Origin of the sequence: Paenibacillus enshidis, assembly GCF_042136365.1 — a bacterium.
Taxonomy (GTDB): domain Bacteria; phylum Bacillota; class Bacilli; order Paenibacillales; family Paenibacillaceae; genus Paenibacillus; species Paenibacillus enshidis.
The window spans coordinates 238,604-254,112 of sequence record NZ_JBHHMI010000005.1; the positions used below are offsets into that span (position 1 = coordinate 238,604).

Annotated in this window: 15 protein-coding genes; 7 read left to right on the forward strand and 8 right to left on the reverse strand. The window is 53.0% G+C overall.

The annotated features are described in order from the left end of the window. Window positions 1–317: 317 nt before the first annotated feature. Both ACE41H_RS08690 and ACE41H_RS08695 read right to left on the reverse strand, forming a co-directional pair. Window positions 318–866: a MarR family winged helix-turn-helix transcriptional regulator gene (locus ACE41H_RS08690; RefSeq protein WP_375354766.1), complete on the reverse strand. Its 549-nt coding sequence runs from the start codon at window positions 864–866 to the stop codon at window positions 318–320. Then, on the reverse strand, window positions 856–3,189 hold the full coding sequence (locus tag ACE41H_RS08695; protein WP_375354767.1) for a helicase C-terminal domain-containing protein: 2,334 nt from the start codon (window positions 3,187–3,189) through the stop codon (window positions 856–858). Before ACE41H_RS08695 ends, ACE41H_RS08690 begins: the two co-directional genes overlap by 11 nt. A 226-nt stretch (window positions 3,190–3,415) precedes the next feature. Between ACE41H_RS08695 and ACE41H_RS08700 the strand changes: the two genes are divergently transcribed. After that, window positions 3,416–3,592: a Spo0E family sporulation regulatory protein-aspartic acid phosphatase gene (locus ACE41H_RS08700; RefSeq protein ID WP_375354768.1), complete on the forward strand. Its 177-nt coding sequence runs from the start codon at window positions 3,416–3,418 to the stop codon at window positions 3,590–3,592. A gap of 65 nt (window positions 3,593–3,657) precedes the next feature. Here ACE41H_RS08700 and cidR read toward each other — a convergent pair whose 3' ends face one another. Next, window positions 3,658–4,563: a cidABC operon transcriptional activator CidR gene (gene cidR / locus ACE41H_RS08705; RefSeq protein WP_375354769.1), complete on the reverse strand. Its 906-nt coding sequence runs from the start codon at window positions 4,561–4,563 to the stop codon at window positions 3,658–3,660. A 147-nt stretch (window positions 4,564–4,710) separates the two neighbouring features. On the opposite strand from cidR, the gene ACE41H_RS08710 reads away from it, so the two are divergent. Both ACE41H_RS08710 and ACE41H_RS08715 read left to right on the forward strand, forming a co-directional pair. Beyond that, window positions 4,711–5,082, forward strand: a complete 372-nt coding sequence (locus tag ACE41H_RS08710) for a CidA/LrgA family protein (RefSeq protein WP_375354770.1) — start codon at window positions 4,711–4,713, stop codon at window positions 5,080–5,082. After that, on the forward strand, window positions 5,079–5,759 hold the full coding sequence (locus tag ACE41H_RS08715; protein ID WP_375354772.1) for an LrgB family protein: 681 nt from the start codon (window positions 5,079–5,081) through the stop codon (window positions 5,757–5,759). Before ACE41H_RS08710 ends, ACE41H_RS08715 begins: the two co-directional genes overlap by 4 nt. Before the next feature lie 65 nt (window positions 5,760–5,824). Here the strand turns inward: ACE41H_RS08715 and ACE41H_RS08720 are convergent, their stop codons facing one another. The 4 genes from ACE41H_RS08720 to ACE41H_RS08735 all read right to left on the reverse strand — a co-directional run bounded on the left by ACE41H_RS08720 (window position 5,825) and on the right by ACE41H_RS08735 (window position 10,832). Beyond that, entirely contained in the window at window positions 5,825–7,513 is a 1,689-nt protein-coding gene (locus ACE41H_RS08720) for a glycerol-3-phosphate dehydrogenase/oxidase (protein ID WP_375354773.1), read from the reverse strand. 204 nt (window positions 7,514–7,717) lie between these two features. Then, window positions 7,718–9,211: a glycerol kinase GlpK gene (glpK, locus tag ACE41H_RS08725; protein ID WP_375354775.1), complete on the reverse strand. Its 1,494-nt coding sequence runs from the start codon at window positions 9,209–9,211 to the stop codon at window positions 7,718–7,720. A gap of 36 nt (window positions 9,212–9,247) precedes the next feature. Continuing rightward, window positions 9,248–10,069, reverse strand: a complete 822-nt coding sequence (locus tag ACE41H_RS08730; protein ID WP_375354777.1) for an MIP/aquaporin family protein — start codon at window positions 10,067–10,069, stop codon at window positions 9,248–9,250. Between the two features lie 205 nt (window positions 10,070–10,274). Continuing rightward, a complete protein-coding gene (locus ACE41H_RS08735) occupies window positions 10,275–10,832 on the reverse strand; it encodes a glycerol-3-phosphate responsive antiterminator (RefSeq protein WP_375354778.1) in 558 nt (185 codons plus the stop codon). Window positions 10,833–11,101: 269 nt separating this feature from the next. On the opposite strand from ACE41H_RS08735, the gene ACE41H_RS08740 reads away from it, so the two are divergent. Genes ACE41H_RS08740 through ACE41H_RS08750 form a run of 3 tightly spaced genes read left to right on the forward strand, consistent with a single transcriptional unit; the run spans window position 11,102 to window position 14,028 of the window. After that, window positions 11,102–11,986, forward strand: coding sequence for a PRD domain-containing protein (locus ACE41H_RS08740; RefSeq protein WP_375354780.1), 885 nt, complete (start codon window positions 11,102–11,104; stop codon window positions 11,984–11,986). After that, window positions 11,983–12,543 carry a PTS sugar transporter subunit IIA gene (locus ACE41H_RS08745; protein ID WP_375354783.1) on the forward strand — a complete coding sequence of 187 codons (561 nt, stop codon included), beginning with the start codon at window positions 11,983–11,985 and terminating at the stop codon, window positions 12,541–12,543. Before ACE41H_RS08740 ends, ACE41H_RS08745 begins: the two co-directional genes overlap by 4 nt. Window positions 12,544–12,576: 33 nt before the next feature. Beyond that, complete coding sequence (locus tag ACE41H_RS08750; protein WP_375354785.1) at window positions 12,577–14,028, forward strand: PTS transporter subunit EIIC; 1,452 nt, start codon at window positions 12,577–12,579, stop codon at window positions 14,026–14,028. An 83-nt stretch (window positions 14,029–14,111) separates the two neighbouring features. On the opposite strand, the gene ACE41H_RS08755 is transcribed toward ACE41H_RS08750, so the two are convergent. Next, on the reverse strand, window positions 14,112–14,588 hold the full coding sequence (locus ACE41H_RS08755; RefSeq protein ID WP_375354787.1) for an Lrp/AsnC family transcriptional regulator: 477 nt from the start codon (window positions 14,586–14,588) through the stop codon (window positions 14,112–14,114). 164 nt (window positions 14,589–14,752) lie between these two features. Here ACE41H_RS08755 and ACE41H_RS08760 point away from each other — a divergent pair, with 164 nt between their 5' ends. Next, a complete protein-coding gene (locus tag ACE41H_RS08760; protein WP_375354788.1) occupies window positions 14,753–15,334 on the forward strand; it encodes an alpha/beta hydrolase fold domain-containing protein in 582 nt (193 codons plus the stop codon). Window positions 15,335–15,509 lie beyond the last annotated feature (175 nt).

Sequence of the window (15,509 nt, forward strand, 5' to 3'; positions counted from 1 at the left end):
GTCGTGACTGCCAGGAGCCCAACCAAGCTTCAGGTAAACCAAGGTCTTGGCTGGGTTCCCCGATACTTCTTTCCTATTCCAACGCTCTCACCTTCAGGACATACTTGGAGTTTCCTTCCGGGCTCTTAAACGATAAGCATTACTGAGCACCTCGTTCAATTCAGTCTGCACTCATCATACTCCATAAGCCGGAAATAAACAGGTAAATAATGGTATTAATAACCATTTGATCTATACATCATTGCACAAGTAAAAAGACGGAGTATACAACGCCGTCTCCTTTCTCTTTACCGTATATGAGAATAAAAAGCAGCAGGCTATTTCTCCGGCGGCTCTCCCTTGACCGCTCCTCCACACTCGGAAGCCTGCCATATCCGTTCAAAGCTGCCCTTCATCTTCACGAGAAGCCGCCTCATCATCTCATGATCCTCCTCCGTAAAATCGGACAGCAGCGTCTTAATCAGATTCTTATAGTAAGGAAGAATATCATCCAGAAAAGCCTGTCCGTCCTCTTTCAGCCGTACCGTGACCATTCTCCGGTCGCCTTTGTGCGCCACCCGTTCAATCAATCCGTCCCGCTCAAGCCCGTCAATCAACCCTGTCATCGTTCCGCGCGTGACATCGGCCAGCAGTGCCAGCTCCGAAGGTGTCATATCGTGAGGAGTACTCCGGGACAGGAGGCTCAGTACGATGACCCTGCCTTGAGAGGCCCCCCGCTTGGCCAGGTCGCTGTTCATTTCACGGAATATCCCGTTTGCCAATCTGGCGAAAGCCAGAAAAGTCTCAATATCCGATATATCCGCTTCTTCATGTCCCGGGTTGCGGAGAATTCCGCGAATAGAGTCGTTATGAAAATTAAAATTCATCCTGTATCCTTCTCACTCCTTTGCCCAAAAATCGATAATGTCTCCACTCCTCCGGCAGAAGTGAGGCATAAGGCTCCTTCACAAACCGGTCATCCACCAGCACGAGCACCCCTTTATCCGTTTCCGTTCGGATCAGGCGTCCTCCGGCCTGCAGCACTTTGTTCATACCAGGATATACATAGGCATAATTAAATCCGTTCTTGCCTGCACGCTCGAAATAACTGCGGAGAATATCGCGCTCCGCGCCGATCTGCGGCAACCCTACTCCAACAATGACCACACCGCTCAGCCGGTCTCCGGGCAGATCGACGCCTTCGGCAAACACTCCACCCAGCACCGCAAAACCCATCCGCATCTTCTCCGCGCCAGGCTGGAACGCAGCCAGAAAAGCATCGCGCTCCTCTTCCCGCATCCCCGGGCTCTGCACCAGAATCTCTGCGTCCGTATCCCGGCTCATAAACTCTTCCGCCACCTCTCTTAAATAAGGGTAGGACGGGAAAAAGACGAGCAGGTTGCCTTTCTTCTCCGCCGCGAGCGTCTCCAGCATGTCGGCAATCGGCCCTCTGGAACGCTCGCGGTCCCGGTAGCGTATCGAGAGCGGCAGAAGACGGACATCCCACTGCTCCGGATAAAACGGGGACGGGACATGCAGCGTATAGTCGTCTGCTCCCGCTCCCAGCATATCCCGGTAGTAAGAGAGCGGGGTCAGCGTGGCTGAGAAGTAGACGGCTGACCTGTAACCTTTCACGGCGGAAGCGATCAGAGCGGAAGGATCCAGACAGAACAGCCGTGTGATCAGGTCCTCGCGCGTGTCCGCCGAATAGGTGACATAACGTTCATCGTACAAGTCCGAGATCCGGATCATATTTTGTGCGGCAAAGTAGGTGTCCAGCAGCAATGACTGCGCCTCGGCATCCTCTCCTGCGGGCTCAAGCAGCTCTCGCTCAGCTACCCCCGCAAAGGAAGCAAGCAGCTCGATAAGCTCATGAGGCTGCTCCTCGGAGACTTCATAACCGGATTCCTGCAAAGCTTTGCGCAAATTAATGAAATAAGTGTTTATTGTGCCAGCCGCGGCGGCAACCCCCGGATTCACCGTCTTGAATACACTCTTCAGATCCAGGAAAGCGTCTTTGCCGATCTCCGCCGAATACATGTCACGACCGCGCTCAACCAGATTATGCGCCTCGTCCACCAGAAGCACACTCTTCCGTTTATTCTCCTCCAGCTGACGTTTCAGAGCGATCCGGGGATCGAACACATAATTGTAATCGCAAATCACAGCGTCAGAGACATACGCCACATCCAGGGAAAACTCGAACGGGCACACGCTGTGCTTGCGGGCGTAAGCCTCAATGACCGGACGGGTCATGATCGTCTCATTCCCCAGAATATCTATTACCGCTCCGTTAATCCTGTCGTAATATCCATCACACATCGCGCATTCCCCGGCATCACACCGATTCTCTTCCTTGAAGCAAATCTTGTCTTTGGCTGTCAGGGTAATGGCATGAATATGCAGACCGTGACGCCGCATCCGGGCAAAGGCCTCCTCCGCCCCGGCGCGGGTGGTGGTACGAGCAGTCAGGTAAAAAATGCGCTGCATCCCTTCTCCCGTCATCGACTTCAATGCCGGATACAGGGTGGATATCGTCTTGCCGATCCCGGTCGGCGCCTTCGCGAACAGATTTACGCCTTCGGCGATCGTTTTATACACCGCACCTGCCAGCTTGCGCTGTCCTGCCCTGTACTGCTCAAAGGGGAATTCCAGCGTACGGATGCTGTCATCCCTGCGCTCCCTGTGATCTGCCAGGAGACGCGCATAAGGAGCATATGCTTCAAGCAGAGAGCGGACGAAACCCTCCAGCTCCGCCAGCGAAAGCTGCCGCCGGAAGCGCCTGGTCTCCCCGCTCTCCTGCTGGACGTAGGTCAACTGGACCTGCATGGAAGGCAAACCTTCATCTTTCGCAATCATATAAGCGTACAGCATAGCCTGAGCCCAGTGCACAGGCAGTCCGTCTTCTTCCTGCTCTCCGGCGGCGCCTGTGAAGGACTTGATTTCATCAACCGTCAGGACACCATCCAGCTCGATGAGCCCGTCGCAGCGCCCTTCTACCAGGAAGAGAATATCCTCGTGAACAAGCTCTGCTTTCAGCAGCACTTCCTTCCTGTCCGTCTCTTTATATTGCGCCTGAACGCTTTGATGCACCCTTGTCCCTTCCTGCATGCTGCCTGCGGATCGAAATCCGGGTATAATACTGCCGCTGCGATACACATATTCAACCAGCGGCCTTACTGAAATGTGAACCGTCGCTCTTGTCTTCATAAGGTCACCCGTCCCGGTCTTTATCTTTTCACTTTACCATGCCTGCGGGCATAACGTAAGTGATCTGAATGAATCAGCCGAGCATCTCTATTAAAAAGAAATTGAAATAAATGATATAAGTTATGGTAAAATATTATAAATTGATGACAAAATGCCGATAAGCATAATGTACATGTTTTTATCAAACAGCAGTGTAAAAGCATGACATCTTATGGGGAGGTGCCTTGTGAACCTCAAAGAACTGGAGCAATTGTTGGAGAAAGAACGGCAGGAACTTAACCGGATGGCAAATCAGCATGGACTCAAAGACAATCGTGTGTTGGACAAGTCACTTAAGGTGGATCGGATTCTGGATGTATACAACCGTGCCAAGCTTGCAGCCTTCCGCCAGCCATTGAATTAAACTTAATGAAAGCCGTTGTCCGGGAGACAGCGGTTTTTTTTCGCCGCTCTCCCCCTTGCTCTTCATTATTCGCCGCTCTCCTGGCTGCTCTTCCGGAGCATGGACTGGGTAAAGGAAATCCACTCGCGCGCCGCAAACGACAGATAGCGGTCCTTGCGCCAGATCATCGCCAGATGCCAGGGAATCACGGGGTCGGTGAGCGGAATGACTTTGACTCTCCTCGGGTCCATGTCGCGGCAGATCGTTTCCGGCAGCAGCGCGATGCCAAGCTTGGCGGCTACCATCTCCGATATTAAATCCCACTGCGAGCTCTCGTACACGACCCGCGGTTGAAAGCCGGCCCGCACACATTCCTCAATAATACGGTCATGCAGCGCAAAATTTTCCTGGAAAAGAATAAAGGCATCCTCCGCAAGCTCACTCAGCGCCACCCGGGTTCTGCCCGCCAACGGATGCTCGGGATGCACGAGCAGATTCAGCTTTTCCTTCACAAATGAAAAGGAATCGAATATATCCGACCCGGTTGGCAGCACCACGACCCCGATATCCAAAGCGCCCGAGGCCACATCAATCTCCACCTTCTTCGCCCCATCCTCAAATAACTGCAGCGTGACCTCCGGATATTCTTTATGAAACTCGCCGATAACCATTGGGAAAAAACTGGAGCCCACCATCGGCGGCAGACCGATCCGAATATGACCCTTCCGCAAATCCATCAAGTCTCCCAGCTCTGAGGAAAGATTCTGAAAGGACTTCACAATATTTTGCGCCTGCGTTTCGATCACGCGTCCCGCATCCGTCAGTTCGATTCTTTTTCCAATCCTGTCCAGCAGCACAACACCAAGCTCATCCTCAAGCCCCTTGATCGTCTTGCTAATCGTCGGCTGGGTGATGAACAGGGACTGGGCCGCTTTGGTGAAGCTCCGCTGACGCGCCACCTCCAGAAAATACTGCAAATGCCGGATATCCATGACATCCCCCTTTCAGCAAACTTCTATAACCAAATGGAATACAAAACATTCTTAATATGCATTTTACCCATGAAAACATCTGTTGTAAAATTTCAATACAATATGAAAAAGCATGTCAATCCATTACAAAAAAAGGAGCGATGGTTCATGAAAACCGTGATTCGCAGCGTTATTCAAATAGCTCTGCTGCTCGCTTTATCAGCCGCGCTCAACACACTGGTAAACTGGCTGCACTGGCCTGTGCCAGGCAGCATCATCGGCATGGCGATCCTGTTCATACTGCTGCAGACCGGCGTGGTCCGCTTAAGCTGGATTGAGGCCGGAGCCAACTGGCTGCTGGCCGAACTGCTGCTGTTCTTCATTCCGTCGGCGGTGGGGGTTATGGATTACGGACCAATGCTTGAACATAACGGCATGATCATTCTGCTGGTTGTGCTGCTCGGCACGTTTATCGTCATGGCCGTTACCGGCCTCGTGGCTACGATCATGACCAAAGGAAAGGAGCGAAAAGCATCATGACCGGACTTCTCTGTCTCATCCTGACTGTCGCCATCTATGTGCTGGCCAAAAGAATGTACCGCAAGCTGCCCAAAGTATATCTGTCCCCGCTGCTGATTACACCTGTCGTTATTATTCTTATCCTCATGCTGTCTGGTGTATCTTACAGCACATACAACGAAGGCGGGCATTGGCTTTCCCTGCTGCTGCAGCCAGCCACGGTCGCTTTCGCTGTGCCGCTGCACCGCTATTATCCTGTGCTCAAGAAGCATTCCGGCGAAATTGTGGCCAGCGTGCTGAGCGGCTCCCTGATCTCCGTCGTGTCCTCGCTGCTGCTGGCCCGCTGGCTGCATCTGGATGAATCGCTCATGAACAGTATCATTCCCCGCTCGATCACCACGCCGATTGCGATGAACATCTCGCAGACGATCGGCGGCAATCCGACCATTACAGCCGTTTTTGTCATCCTGACCGGACTGAGCGGGCTGTTTGTCGGGCCGCTTACGATGCGTCTGTTCCGCTTTGAAAATGAGATTGCGCGCGGCGTTCTGTTCGGTACAGCAGCTCACGGCACCGGCACCTCGAAGGCATTCGAGCTGAGCTCGCTGACCGGCACGATTTCGAGCATCTCTATGGTGCTGGCCGCCGTGTTTACACTGGCAAGCGCGCCATTATTGGTGGGACTGCTGCTGCACTGACAGCATAAAACAGAAAAAGGGAGTCCGTATGTGATGACGGTCTCCCTTTTTGTACGTTTATCCCCTTATCCAACGGTTACAACACTCTTCTCATCCTCAGGCACCACGGCATAATGCAGCTCTGTTTCCAGTTCCTCCGTGTACCGCTCACGCTGCTCCACACTCCAGCCTGCCCGCTCGGCCATGAGGGCAATCGCCTGTGTCTTCCACCGCTTCACCCAGGCGATGTTGAAGAAGAGAGCGCCGGTACGGCGGATGAAGAAATCGGCCGGCATGACCGCCATCTCCTCTTCCATAGCATACAGTAGCGGAACTCTCACCTCGTCTGGCAGCGACTGCTCGGCCTGGCTCTCCTGCGGGCGAACGGCGATGGCGAACAGCCGCTCGGCGTTCGAGCCATACCGCTTGGCCCAGGCTTCCGCGAGCTGACGCGGCACGCCGTAGGAGACGCCTTTATCAGCGGCTGAGCGCACGAAGGCCTCAAAGCCCTTGGAGCCGCCCACATCGCCACCGGACATGGTCAGATCTCTGGTCACTGCACCACCATAAGAAGTGCCCGTACGTTCCTTAAGCAGCTCTACTGCCCGGTCCACGACCATTTCGGCCATTTTGCGGTAGCCGGTCAGCTTACCCCCTGCAATGGTGACCAGCCCGGAGGCTGACTCCCAAATTTCATCCTTGCGCGAAATTTCCGACGGGTCCTTGCCTTCTTCATAAATCAGCGGGCGTACCCCTGCCCAGCTGGACTCTACATCTTCTACAGTGATTTTTACGTCCGGGAACATATAATTAATCGCATTAATAATATAAGTCCGGTCTGCCGCCGTCATGCGCGGATGTGCTGTATCGGCTTTATATACCGTATCCGTCGTTCCGACATAGGTTTTGCCGTCCCGCGGGATCGCGAACACCATCCGACCATCCGGTGTATCGAAATAAATCGCCTGGCGCAGCGGAAAGCGCTGCTGGTCGAAGACCAGATGCACACCCTTGGTCAATTGCAATACCTTGCCTTTCTTGGACCCGTCCATCTCACGCAACGTGTCCACCCATGGCCCGGCTGCGTTAATGACCAGCGTTGCGCGAACATCATAGCCTTCACCCGATGCGCGGTCCGTTACTTGCGCCCCGACTACGCGGTCGTTCTCATAGAGCAATTTGGTGACCTTGGCATAGTTGACGGCCAAGACGCCGGAGGAGACCGCCTTCTTCATAACCTCGATCGTCATCCGCGCATCATCCGTCCGGTATTCCACGTAGGTTCCGCCACCCTTCAAGCCTTCGCGCTTCAACAGCGGCTCCTTGGCGAGCGTCTCCTGCGCATCATGCATGCGCCGCCGCTCGCTGTGCTTCACACCGGCTAGCCGGTCGTATACCTGCAGCCCGATGGAGGTCGTGAACTTGCCGAAGGTTCCCCCTTTGTGCATCGGCAGCAGCATGCGCTCCGGCGTGGTGACATGCGGGCCGTTCTCGTACACGATCGCCCGCTCTTTGCCAACCTCGGCCACCATCCCGACTTCAAACTGCTTCAGATAACGCAGGCCGCCGTGGACAAGCTTCGTGGAGCGGCTGGAGGTGCCTGCCGCAAAATCCTGCATTTCCACCAGCGCCACCTTCATGCCCCGCGTAGTTGCATCAAGCGCGATGCCCGCGCCTGTAATGCCGCCGCCGATCACCAGCACGTCGAAATGCTCTCCAGCCATCCGCCGCAGCAGCTTGGCCCGTTCGTTCCCCGCAAATTGAACTGTAGTCATGTCGTTTCCCTCCGTTTTTTATTGATAACTGCCGTTTCCAGCAGGCCATAGTCCGAAAAAAAAGAGACCACGAACTTCACCGCAGCAGCAAATGCCGGGTGCATCGTGGTCTCTCCCAATCTCCTGACAAGGATATTAACTTGGCTCTATCGTACCATACTGCTGGTGAAAAATAAATGCCAAATCCGCCGCATAACCGTTCTTTTATTTGAAGGCCATAGCGGCATGAACCGCCTTCTTCCAGCCTGCATACAGACCTTCCCGGGTATCTTCAGCCATTTCCGGCTCAAAAGAGCGCTCCACCGTCATATGAGCACGCAGCTCATCAATGTCCTTCCAGAAGCCCACAGCCAGACCCGCAAGCGAAGCCGCTCCCAGCGCTGTCGTCTCGTGAACCGCAGGCCGTTCTACGACAGAACCGAGAATATCACTCTGGAACTGCATCAGGAAGTCGTTCAGCACCGCGCCGCCGTCCACCTTCAGTGTCTTCATCTTGATCCCCGAGTCACTCTCCATAGCTGCCAGCACATCCCGGGTCTGATAGGCCAACGCTTCCAGCGTGGCCCGGATAAAATGCTCCTTGGTCGTACCGCGTGTCAATCCGAACATGGCTCCCCGTACATCGCTGTCCCAATATGGGCTGCCCAGCCCTACGAAGGCTGGTACCAGGTACACGCCATCGGTCGACTCTACACGGGCAGCGTAGGCTTCGCTATCCTTCGCTTCCTTGAACATGCGCAATCCGTCGCGCAGCCACTGAATGGCCGAGCCGGCCACAAAAATGCTGCCTTCCAGCGCATACTGCACCTTGCCCTCTTCCAGTCCCCAGGCGATTGTCGTAATCAGCCCGTGCTCGGATTCGACCGGCTGATCCCCTGTGTTCATCAGCATAAAGCAGCCTGTGCCATACGTGTTCTTGGCCATGCCTTTGTCATAACAGGCCTGCCCGAACAGCGCTGCCTGCTGGTCGCCGGCCGCTCCGGCGATCGGCACATTCTCCCCGAAGAAATGATAATCGACGGTGTGAGCGTACACCTCGGAAGAAGGGCGGACCTGAGGAAGCATGCTTTGCGGCACACCCAGAATATCCAGCAGCTCTTCATCCCATTTCAGCTCATGAATGTTGTACATCAGCGTTCTGGCGGCATTGGAGTAATCCGTGACATGCGCCTTGCCGCCGGAGAGCTTCCAGATGAGCCAGGTATCAATCGTTCCGAACAGTAGCTCGCCGCGTTCAGCCTTCTCGCGCGCGCCTTCCACATGATCCAGAATCCATTTCACCTTCGTGCCGGAGAAGTAAGGGTCGATCAGCAGCCCGGTTTTACGGCGGAACATATCGTTCAGCCCCTGATTTTTCAGCTCTTCACAGATTTGTGCGGTCTGGCGGGACTGCCAGACGATTACGTTATACACCGGAAGACCGGTTTCTTTATCCCATACGACAACCGTTTCGCGCTGGTTGGTAATGCCGATGCCGGCAATCTGTGAAGCTTTAACTCCCGACTCCGACAGACAGGAAGCGATGACCGCGAGAATGGAGCTCCAGATTTCATTAGCGTTCTGCTCCACCCAGCCCGGATGGGGAAAATATTGCGGAAACTCCTGCTGTGCCGTATATACAATTTCACCATCACGGTTAAATAAAATAGCCCGTGAACTGGTCGTTCCCTGATCCAGCGACAGAATGTATTTTTCCATGAGTATGCCCTCCTGTGTGGTTAATATTAATGGTAGTCAAGCCACCGACTTGCCTGCGGCGTTGACTGTGCGCTTACGCCCGGCCTGCAGGGCAATCACGAGAACAACAACGATCAGTACGAGCACCACCCAGAATGCAGTCGTCAAGACGCCTTTAAACACAGCACTGTAAAAGAGTCCACCGAACGAACCGCCAAGCAGCGGGCCGACAATCGGAACCCACGCATATTTCCAATTGGAGCTTCCTTTGCCCGCAATCGGCAGCAGAAAGTGGGCAAGACGCGGTCCGAAATCCCGGGCCGGGTTGATGGCATAACCTGTCGTTCCGCCCAGGGACAAACCGATGCTGACGACCAAAAAGCCGACGATCAGCGGGTTCAGCCCTTCTGTAAAAGCATTGGCCCCCATGGCCTGCATAGCGAGCACAAAAATGAACGTCCCGATCATCTCGCTGAGCACATTCGAAAACGGATGATCGATCGCCGGCCCCGTGGCAAATACGCCAAGCTTCGCGCCCGGGTCATCCGTAGCCTTCCAATGTGGCAGATAATGCAGATATACCAGTGTTGCACCCACCATAGCTCCCAGCAACTGGGCAATAATGTAACCTGGCACCTCGGCCCACGGAAATGTCCCCTGGAATGCCAGCGCCAGCGTAACCGCCGGGTTCAGATGCGCTCCGCTAATGCCGCCAACCGCATAAACCGCAAACGCCACCGCCAGCCCCCAGCCCAATCCGATGACGATCCAGCCGGAGTTCTGCGCGAGCGATTTGTTCAGCGTAACCCCGGCGCAAACGCCCGCGCCAAGGGTAATCAGAATCATGGTGCCGATAAATTCAGCAAAAAATGGCGTCATAATCATTTACCTCCTTCATTTTCCCTGACTGACTTCATGTAAACTTCATGCAAATTTTCAACCGCACAAAAAAGAGGAGAGCCGTCACAAAACGCCCCACATGCTGCAGCATGTGATGTCTGTGTGGCTCTCCTCGTCTCCGTCACGGTGTATTAACTTGAGTTGATCATATCGTAACATGAAAGCGGTGTCAACATGATTTTTTTCACAGACGATAATGGTCAAACAAGCCCTTATTCGAAGTGGTCACCGCCGTGGCCCCGGCAGCAAGCGCCATTTCCACTTCCTCGACGCTGCGGATCAGTCCACCGGCAAGAATGGGGATGCCTGTCCGCTCATTGACCTCCACAATCATATGAGGCATGACGCCAGGCAGCACCTCAATAAAATCCGGCTGTGTTTTTTCAACCAGTGTGTAGCTCTTTTCCAGGGCAATCGTATCCAGCATAAACAGGCGCTGAATGGCCAGAATCCCCTTTTTCTTGGCTGTAGTGATGACGCTGGCGCGGGTGGAAATAATGCCGAACGGTTTGATCTCCTGGCACAGATACTGCGCCGCATACTCGTCATTCTTCAGGCCCTGCACCAGATCGGCATGCAGCAGCATATTTTTCTCCTTGCTCCGGGCCATCTGGTACAGGGTGCGCAGTTGCGCCACATGCGTATCGAGAAATACGCCGTATTTGTAGCTGCTCTCCAATATCGACTCAAACTGCTTCATGTTTTTAGCAGCCGGCAGAATCTGCTGTCCGTAAAAAGCCATGTCCGCCTCCTGTTCAGGTTTCCTTTTCTGTGAGATTAATCATATCTTATCTTAAACGACGAATAGGCGAATGACAAAATTGGGGTTGACGGTGTCAGATTCGCTTCTATATGATGTAGGAAGAACGTACTATATATTAATTGGCGTGTTACCAACCCAGAGGGCATGAGCCAAGAAGCGAACATGAGAATACACTCGCTTCTTGGCTCTTTTTGCCGTTCCTGAAAGCATAGAAGCCTTGATTTTAAGAAGCAAGGAGGCGGTGAACCGTGAGTGAAAGAATGCTGCTGCAGGTAGAACGGGTTGTCGGCAGCAATATTGTTCTGGCCCGGTCACACCAGAATACCAAGGAGTACGTGCTTATCGGCAAAGGGCTGGGATTTGCATTCAAGGGGGAGAGTACGGTTCAGGCCGATGATCCGCGGATAGAGAAAAGATTCCGGCTGGAAGACCGGGAAGAATGGGGCCAGGCGCAGGAACTGATGAAAGACATGGATCCCAGGGTCATTGACATCTCCGACCGGATTATCCGCTTGATCGCCGAGCAATTTCCCGGCAAGCTGAATGACAAAATCTACCTCGCCCTGCCCAGTCATATTCAATTCACCTTATACAGGCTCCGCAACGGCATGGAAATTCTGAACCCTTTCCTGCAGGAGACGAAGCTCAGCTTCCCCAAGGAATTCGAGATTGCTTCGGAAGCTGCTGCCATGATTGGAGAGGCTTTTGGCGTAAAAGTTCCGGAGGATGAGGCAGGTTTCCTGACGTACCATGTGTACTCCTCCGTCAACCACGTCCCTGTCGGACAACTGGTCAAGGTGTCGAATATGATCAGCAAGCTGCAATCCATCATTGAAGAGGAAGGAGGCATCCGCTTTGCCCAAGGCAGTCTTAGTCAGGCAAGGCTCATGATTCATCTGCGCTTTTCCATGGAACGCTTGTATCAGCAGCCCATGACGGCTCCAACCTTCGCTGAGTATGTGTGCAAAGAGTATCCGTCCGAATACCGGCTGGCGAAGAAGCTAAGCGCAGTGATGGCCGAGGATCTGGGCACAGAGGTACCGGAGGAAGAAACCGCTTTTCTCGCCATGCATCTATACCGGCTGTATCAGACCCATGCCAAATTAAACAACAGGAAGGACATCACGCAATGATCTGGAAATGGAAGAAAAACAAAGCAACTGAAGCATCCGAGGTATCTGCAGCATCTGGAGTATCTAAGACTCCCGAAGTATCTAAAGAATCTGAGGCAATCATTGTCGCCTCTCCGCTCACCGGAACCTGTGTCAGTCTTGCAGAAGTGCCTGACGAAGCGTTCGCACAGGGCATGATGGGACCAGGAGCCGCCGTCATTCCACAGGAGGGTCGGCTGGTCGCTCCTATCGACGGAACCGTGGTGCACCTGATCAAATCGCATCATGCCGTCATGATTGAGCATAGCTCCGGGTTGCAGCTTTTGCTGCATATCGGCATCAATACCGTCAGCCTGAAGGGACAGGGCTTTACTCCCCGGGTACAGGTCGGGGATCAGGTCACCATCGGTCAGACGTTGATCGAATTTGACCTGAATGCCATCACTTCCGCCGGGTATCCTGTCATCACCCCTGTTATCGTTGCGAATGCGGCAGAGCAGCAGTGGGAGGTACAGCCGGGTTACGGCAGCGTTGCAGCAGGCCAGAACATCATCATGAAAGTCAGCTTGCCCAAATAAGATAAACAATCCAAAACAGAAAGGAAGAACAATATGTTAAAAGCACTGCAAAAACTGGGAAGATCCCTGATGCTGCCTGTGGCTACACTGCCTGCAGCGGGGATACTCCAAGGCTTCGGCCTGCTGAATTATGAAAAAGATATTCCGCTCGGACCTGTGGTAGGCGGATTTCTCAATCAGTATGTAGCTCCGTTCCTGAATCAGGGGGCGGGTGCGATCTTCGGCAATCTTGCCCTGATCTTCGCCGTCGGGGTGGCGATCGGGCTGGCGGGGGATGCCGTCGCCGCGCTTTCCGCCCTGATCGCTTATATGGTGCTGACGCGGATTTTGGGCGCAGTTCCGGGCGTATTCGATTATATTCCTGACGATGTCAAGCTGGATATGGGCGTCCTTGGCGGTATATTTGCCGGTTTGCTGGCAGCCTATATGTATAAAAGGTATCACAACATCAAGCTGCCCGACTGGCTCGGCTTCTTCTCCGGCAAACGCTTTGTGCCAATGGTCACAGCCGGTTCCATGCTGGTGTTGGCCATCCTGATCGGCATGATCTGGAGCCCGATTCAGGACGCAATCGGCGCGTTTGGGGCCTGGATTGTCGGCTTTGGCGGTGTCGGCTCCATGGTGTTCATGATCGCCAACCGCCTGCTCATCCCGCTCGGTCTGCACCATGTCCTCAACTCTATCGCCTGGTTCCAGATCGGGGATTATACGAATGCAGCCGGGGAAGTTGTGCATGGTGACCTGACGCGCTTCTTTGCCGGTGACCCTACGGCAGGCATGTTCATGGCCGGCTTCTTCCCGATCATGATGTTCGCTCTACCAGCGGCAGCGCTTGCCCTAATTCATACGGCCCGACCTGAAAAGCGCAAGATGGTCGCTTCTATCTTTATCGGCGCAGCAGTGGCTTCCTTCTTAACGGGTATTACCGAACCGCTTGAGTTCTCGTTCATGTTCGCTGCTCCTTTGCTGTATTTAGTGCACGCCGTCCTTACCGGGGTGGCCGGCCTCATCATGTACCTGCTGAATGTAAAGCTGGGCTTCGCCTTCTCGGCAGGCCTGATCGATTATCTGGTGAACATGAAGCTATCGACCAATCCGCTGCTCATGATTCCGGTGGGACTCGCTTTTGCGGTCGTCTACTACTTCCTGTTCCGCTTCATCATCGTCAAGTTTAACCTGAAAACACCTGGGCGCGAGGATGATGTCTATGATGCCGATACTCGCACGGGCTCCGTGGCAGCGGCATCCACCGACTCCAAAGCCAGCAAGGTGCTCGCGGAGATCGGGGGAGCGAACAATATCGAAAGCATCGACGCCTGCATTACCCGCCTCCGGCTTGTGGTCAAGAACGACAAAGCCGTGAACGACCAGGCTCTCAAGCAGCTCGGCGCTTCCGGTATTATGAGGCTCGGCGGCGGAGCCGTGCAGGTCATCTTCGGCACCCAATCCGAAATCCTGAAGGATGAGATTAAGAAGCTGATGTAGTTTTCTAACCTGTTTTAAATGAAAAGCCCCTTAGCTCGTACCCCTTTCAAGGGAGAACGAACTAGGGGTTTTTTCTCATGAGATCAGAGTTCCAACAGCTCATTCTTACTGGCAACGCCGCATGCTTCTTCCAGGGAATGAATGAGAGGGGCGTAGTCTAAAGGTGATGACATAATAATCAGAATGGTATAGGTGCCATATTTGTCACACTGAACGCCGAAATCTTCAATCGCGCTTATGGAGTCTGTTACGATTTTTAATAAAAAATTGTGGCCCCCACTGATGCGGTGACATTCCTTGACGTGAGGTGATGAACGGACGAAATCAAGTAAAGCAGGGCAATTGCTGGTACGAAAAAGCATATAAGCCGCTGCGCCTTTTCCTACTTTTTCCCGAGAAAGGACTGTACGATAACCCATAATAATCCTTTTTTCCTCCATGCGTCTGACTCTCTCCGTAACAGCGGGTTGTGACAGTCCCACACATTTGCCCAGCTCTGTCATCGATATTCTCGCCTGTTCCTGAAGATAAAACAGGATTTGTTTATCTGTTGAATCCATTTTATTCTCCTCCTTTAAATTCAAATCTATATCCACATAATACTTAGTATTTCTTAGTGAAATGAAAGTAATGAAATGATTGTGCCATGTAAAACAGATGATTTTCTTAATACAATAAACTTGTCTCAAAAAAGAATCAATCGATTAGAGGAGGAGAGGTATTCATGAAGGCATCATTACACAGAGCACATCGTCTATTCAAGGACAATCTGCCAAGTTATTCAGCATCTGTTGAAGAGGTTCGCAAGCATATAGAAGCCATGTTTGCCCTGCTTCCTGTAGCAAGCGACTTGATTACAGAGGAAGTAGATATTAATGGAATGAAAGGCGAGTGGCAAATCGTTCCGGAGTCCAGAGAAAACCGTGTTCTTCTATATTTGCACGGCGGCGGTTTTATGTATGGAAGTATAGCTACACACCGTGGAGAATCCAGCGAATTGGGGAGAGCTGCCAAAGCTCGTACATTATCCATAAATTATCGTCTGGCGCCAGAACATCCTTTCCCAGCCCCCATTGAAGATGCGATGAAAGCTTATGACTGGTTATTGGACCAAGGATACTCTCCTAAAAACATTATTATCGCCGGTGACTCGGCAGGCGGGAATCTTACAGCAGCCCTTTTGATGAGTATTCGGGATACAAAGACACCTTTGCCGGCAGGGAGGCCACTGAAAAACATAGCTTTTCTGAGGGCCAAAAGAGAATTCATCAAAAAGACGACATTTCATTCAGAAATACGTGAATGAGTGCCGTCTTTTCGCTTGCTGTCATGGGATAGGAGGAGGATTATTCCTCCATCAGCTTCAATATTCGTTTTAGGTTCACTGCAAATATGGCCATCGCTCCTTGGATTTCCATGCCAACCAGACCCGAGGAGGATGCAATATCATACCCGTGTCTATGTTTAAGTTCACTATTCTT

Excerpts from the sequence above, each read along its gene's own strand:
- ACE41H_RS08690 (WP_375354766.1), bottom strand. The coding sequence starts at position 866 with ATGAATTTTAATTTTCATAACGACTCTATTCGCGGAATTCTCCGCAAC.
- ACE41H_RS08695 (WP_375354767.1), bottom strand. The coding sequence starts at position 3,189 with ATGAAGACAAGAGCGACGGTTCACATTTCAGTAAGGCCGCTGGTTGAA.
- cidR (WP_375354769.1), bottom strand. The coding sequence starts at position 4,563 with ATGGATATCCGGCATTTGCAGTATTTTCTGGAGGTGGCGCGTCAGCGG.
- ACE41H_RS08710 (WP_375354770.1), top strand. The coding sequence starts at position 4,711 with ATGAAAACCGTGATTCGCAGCGTTATTCAAATAGCTCTGCTGCTCGCT.
- ACE41H_RS08715 (WP_375354772.1), top strand. The coding sequence starts at position 5,079 with ATGACCGGACTTCTCTGTCTCATCCTGACTGTCGCCATCTATGTGCTG.
- ACE41H_RS08720 (WP_375354773.1), bottom strand. The coding sequence starts at position 7,513 with ATGACTACAGTTCAATTTGCGGGGAACGAACGGGCCAAGCTGCTGCGG.
- glpK (WP_375354775.1), bottom strand. The coding sequence starts at position 9,211 with ATGGAAAAATACATTCTGTCGCTGGATCAGGGAACGACCAGTTCACGG.
- ACE41H_RS08730 (WP_375354777.1), bottom strand. The coding sequence starts at position 10,069 with ATGACGCCATTTTTTGCTGAATTTATCGGCACCATGATTCTGATTACC.
- ACE41H_RS08735 (WP_375354778.1), bottom strand. The coding sequence starts at position 10,832 with ATGGCTTTTTACGGACAGCAGATTCTGCCGGCTGCTAAAAACATGAAG.
- ACE41H_RS08745 (WP_375354783.1), top strand. The coding sequence starts at position 11,983 with ATGATCTGGAAATGGAAGAAAAACAAAGCAACTGAAGCATCCGAGGTA.
- ACE41H_RS08750 (WP_375354785.1), top strand. The coding sequence starts at position 12,577 with ATGTTAAAAGCACTGCAAAAACTGGGAAGATCCCTGATGCTGCCTGTG.
- ACE41H_RS08755 (WP_375354787.1), bottom strand. The coding sequence starts at position 14,588 with ATGGATTCAACAGATAAACAAATCCTGTTTTATCTTCAGGAACAGGCG.
- ACE41H_RS08760 (WP_375354788.1), top strand. The coding sequence starts at position 14,753 with ATGAAGGCATCATTACACAGAGCACATCGTCTATTCAAGGACAATCTG.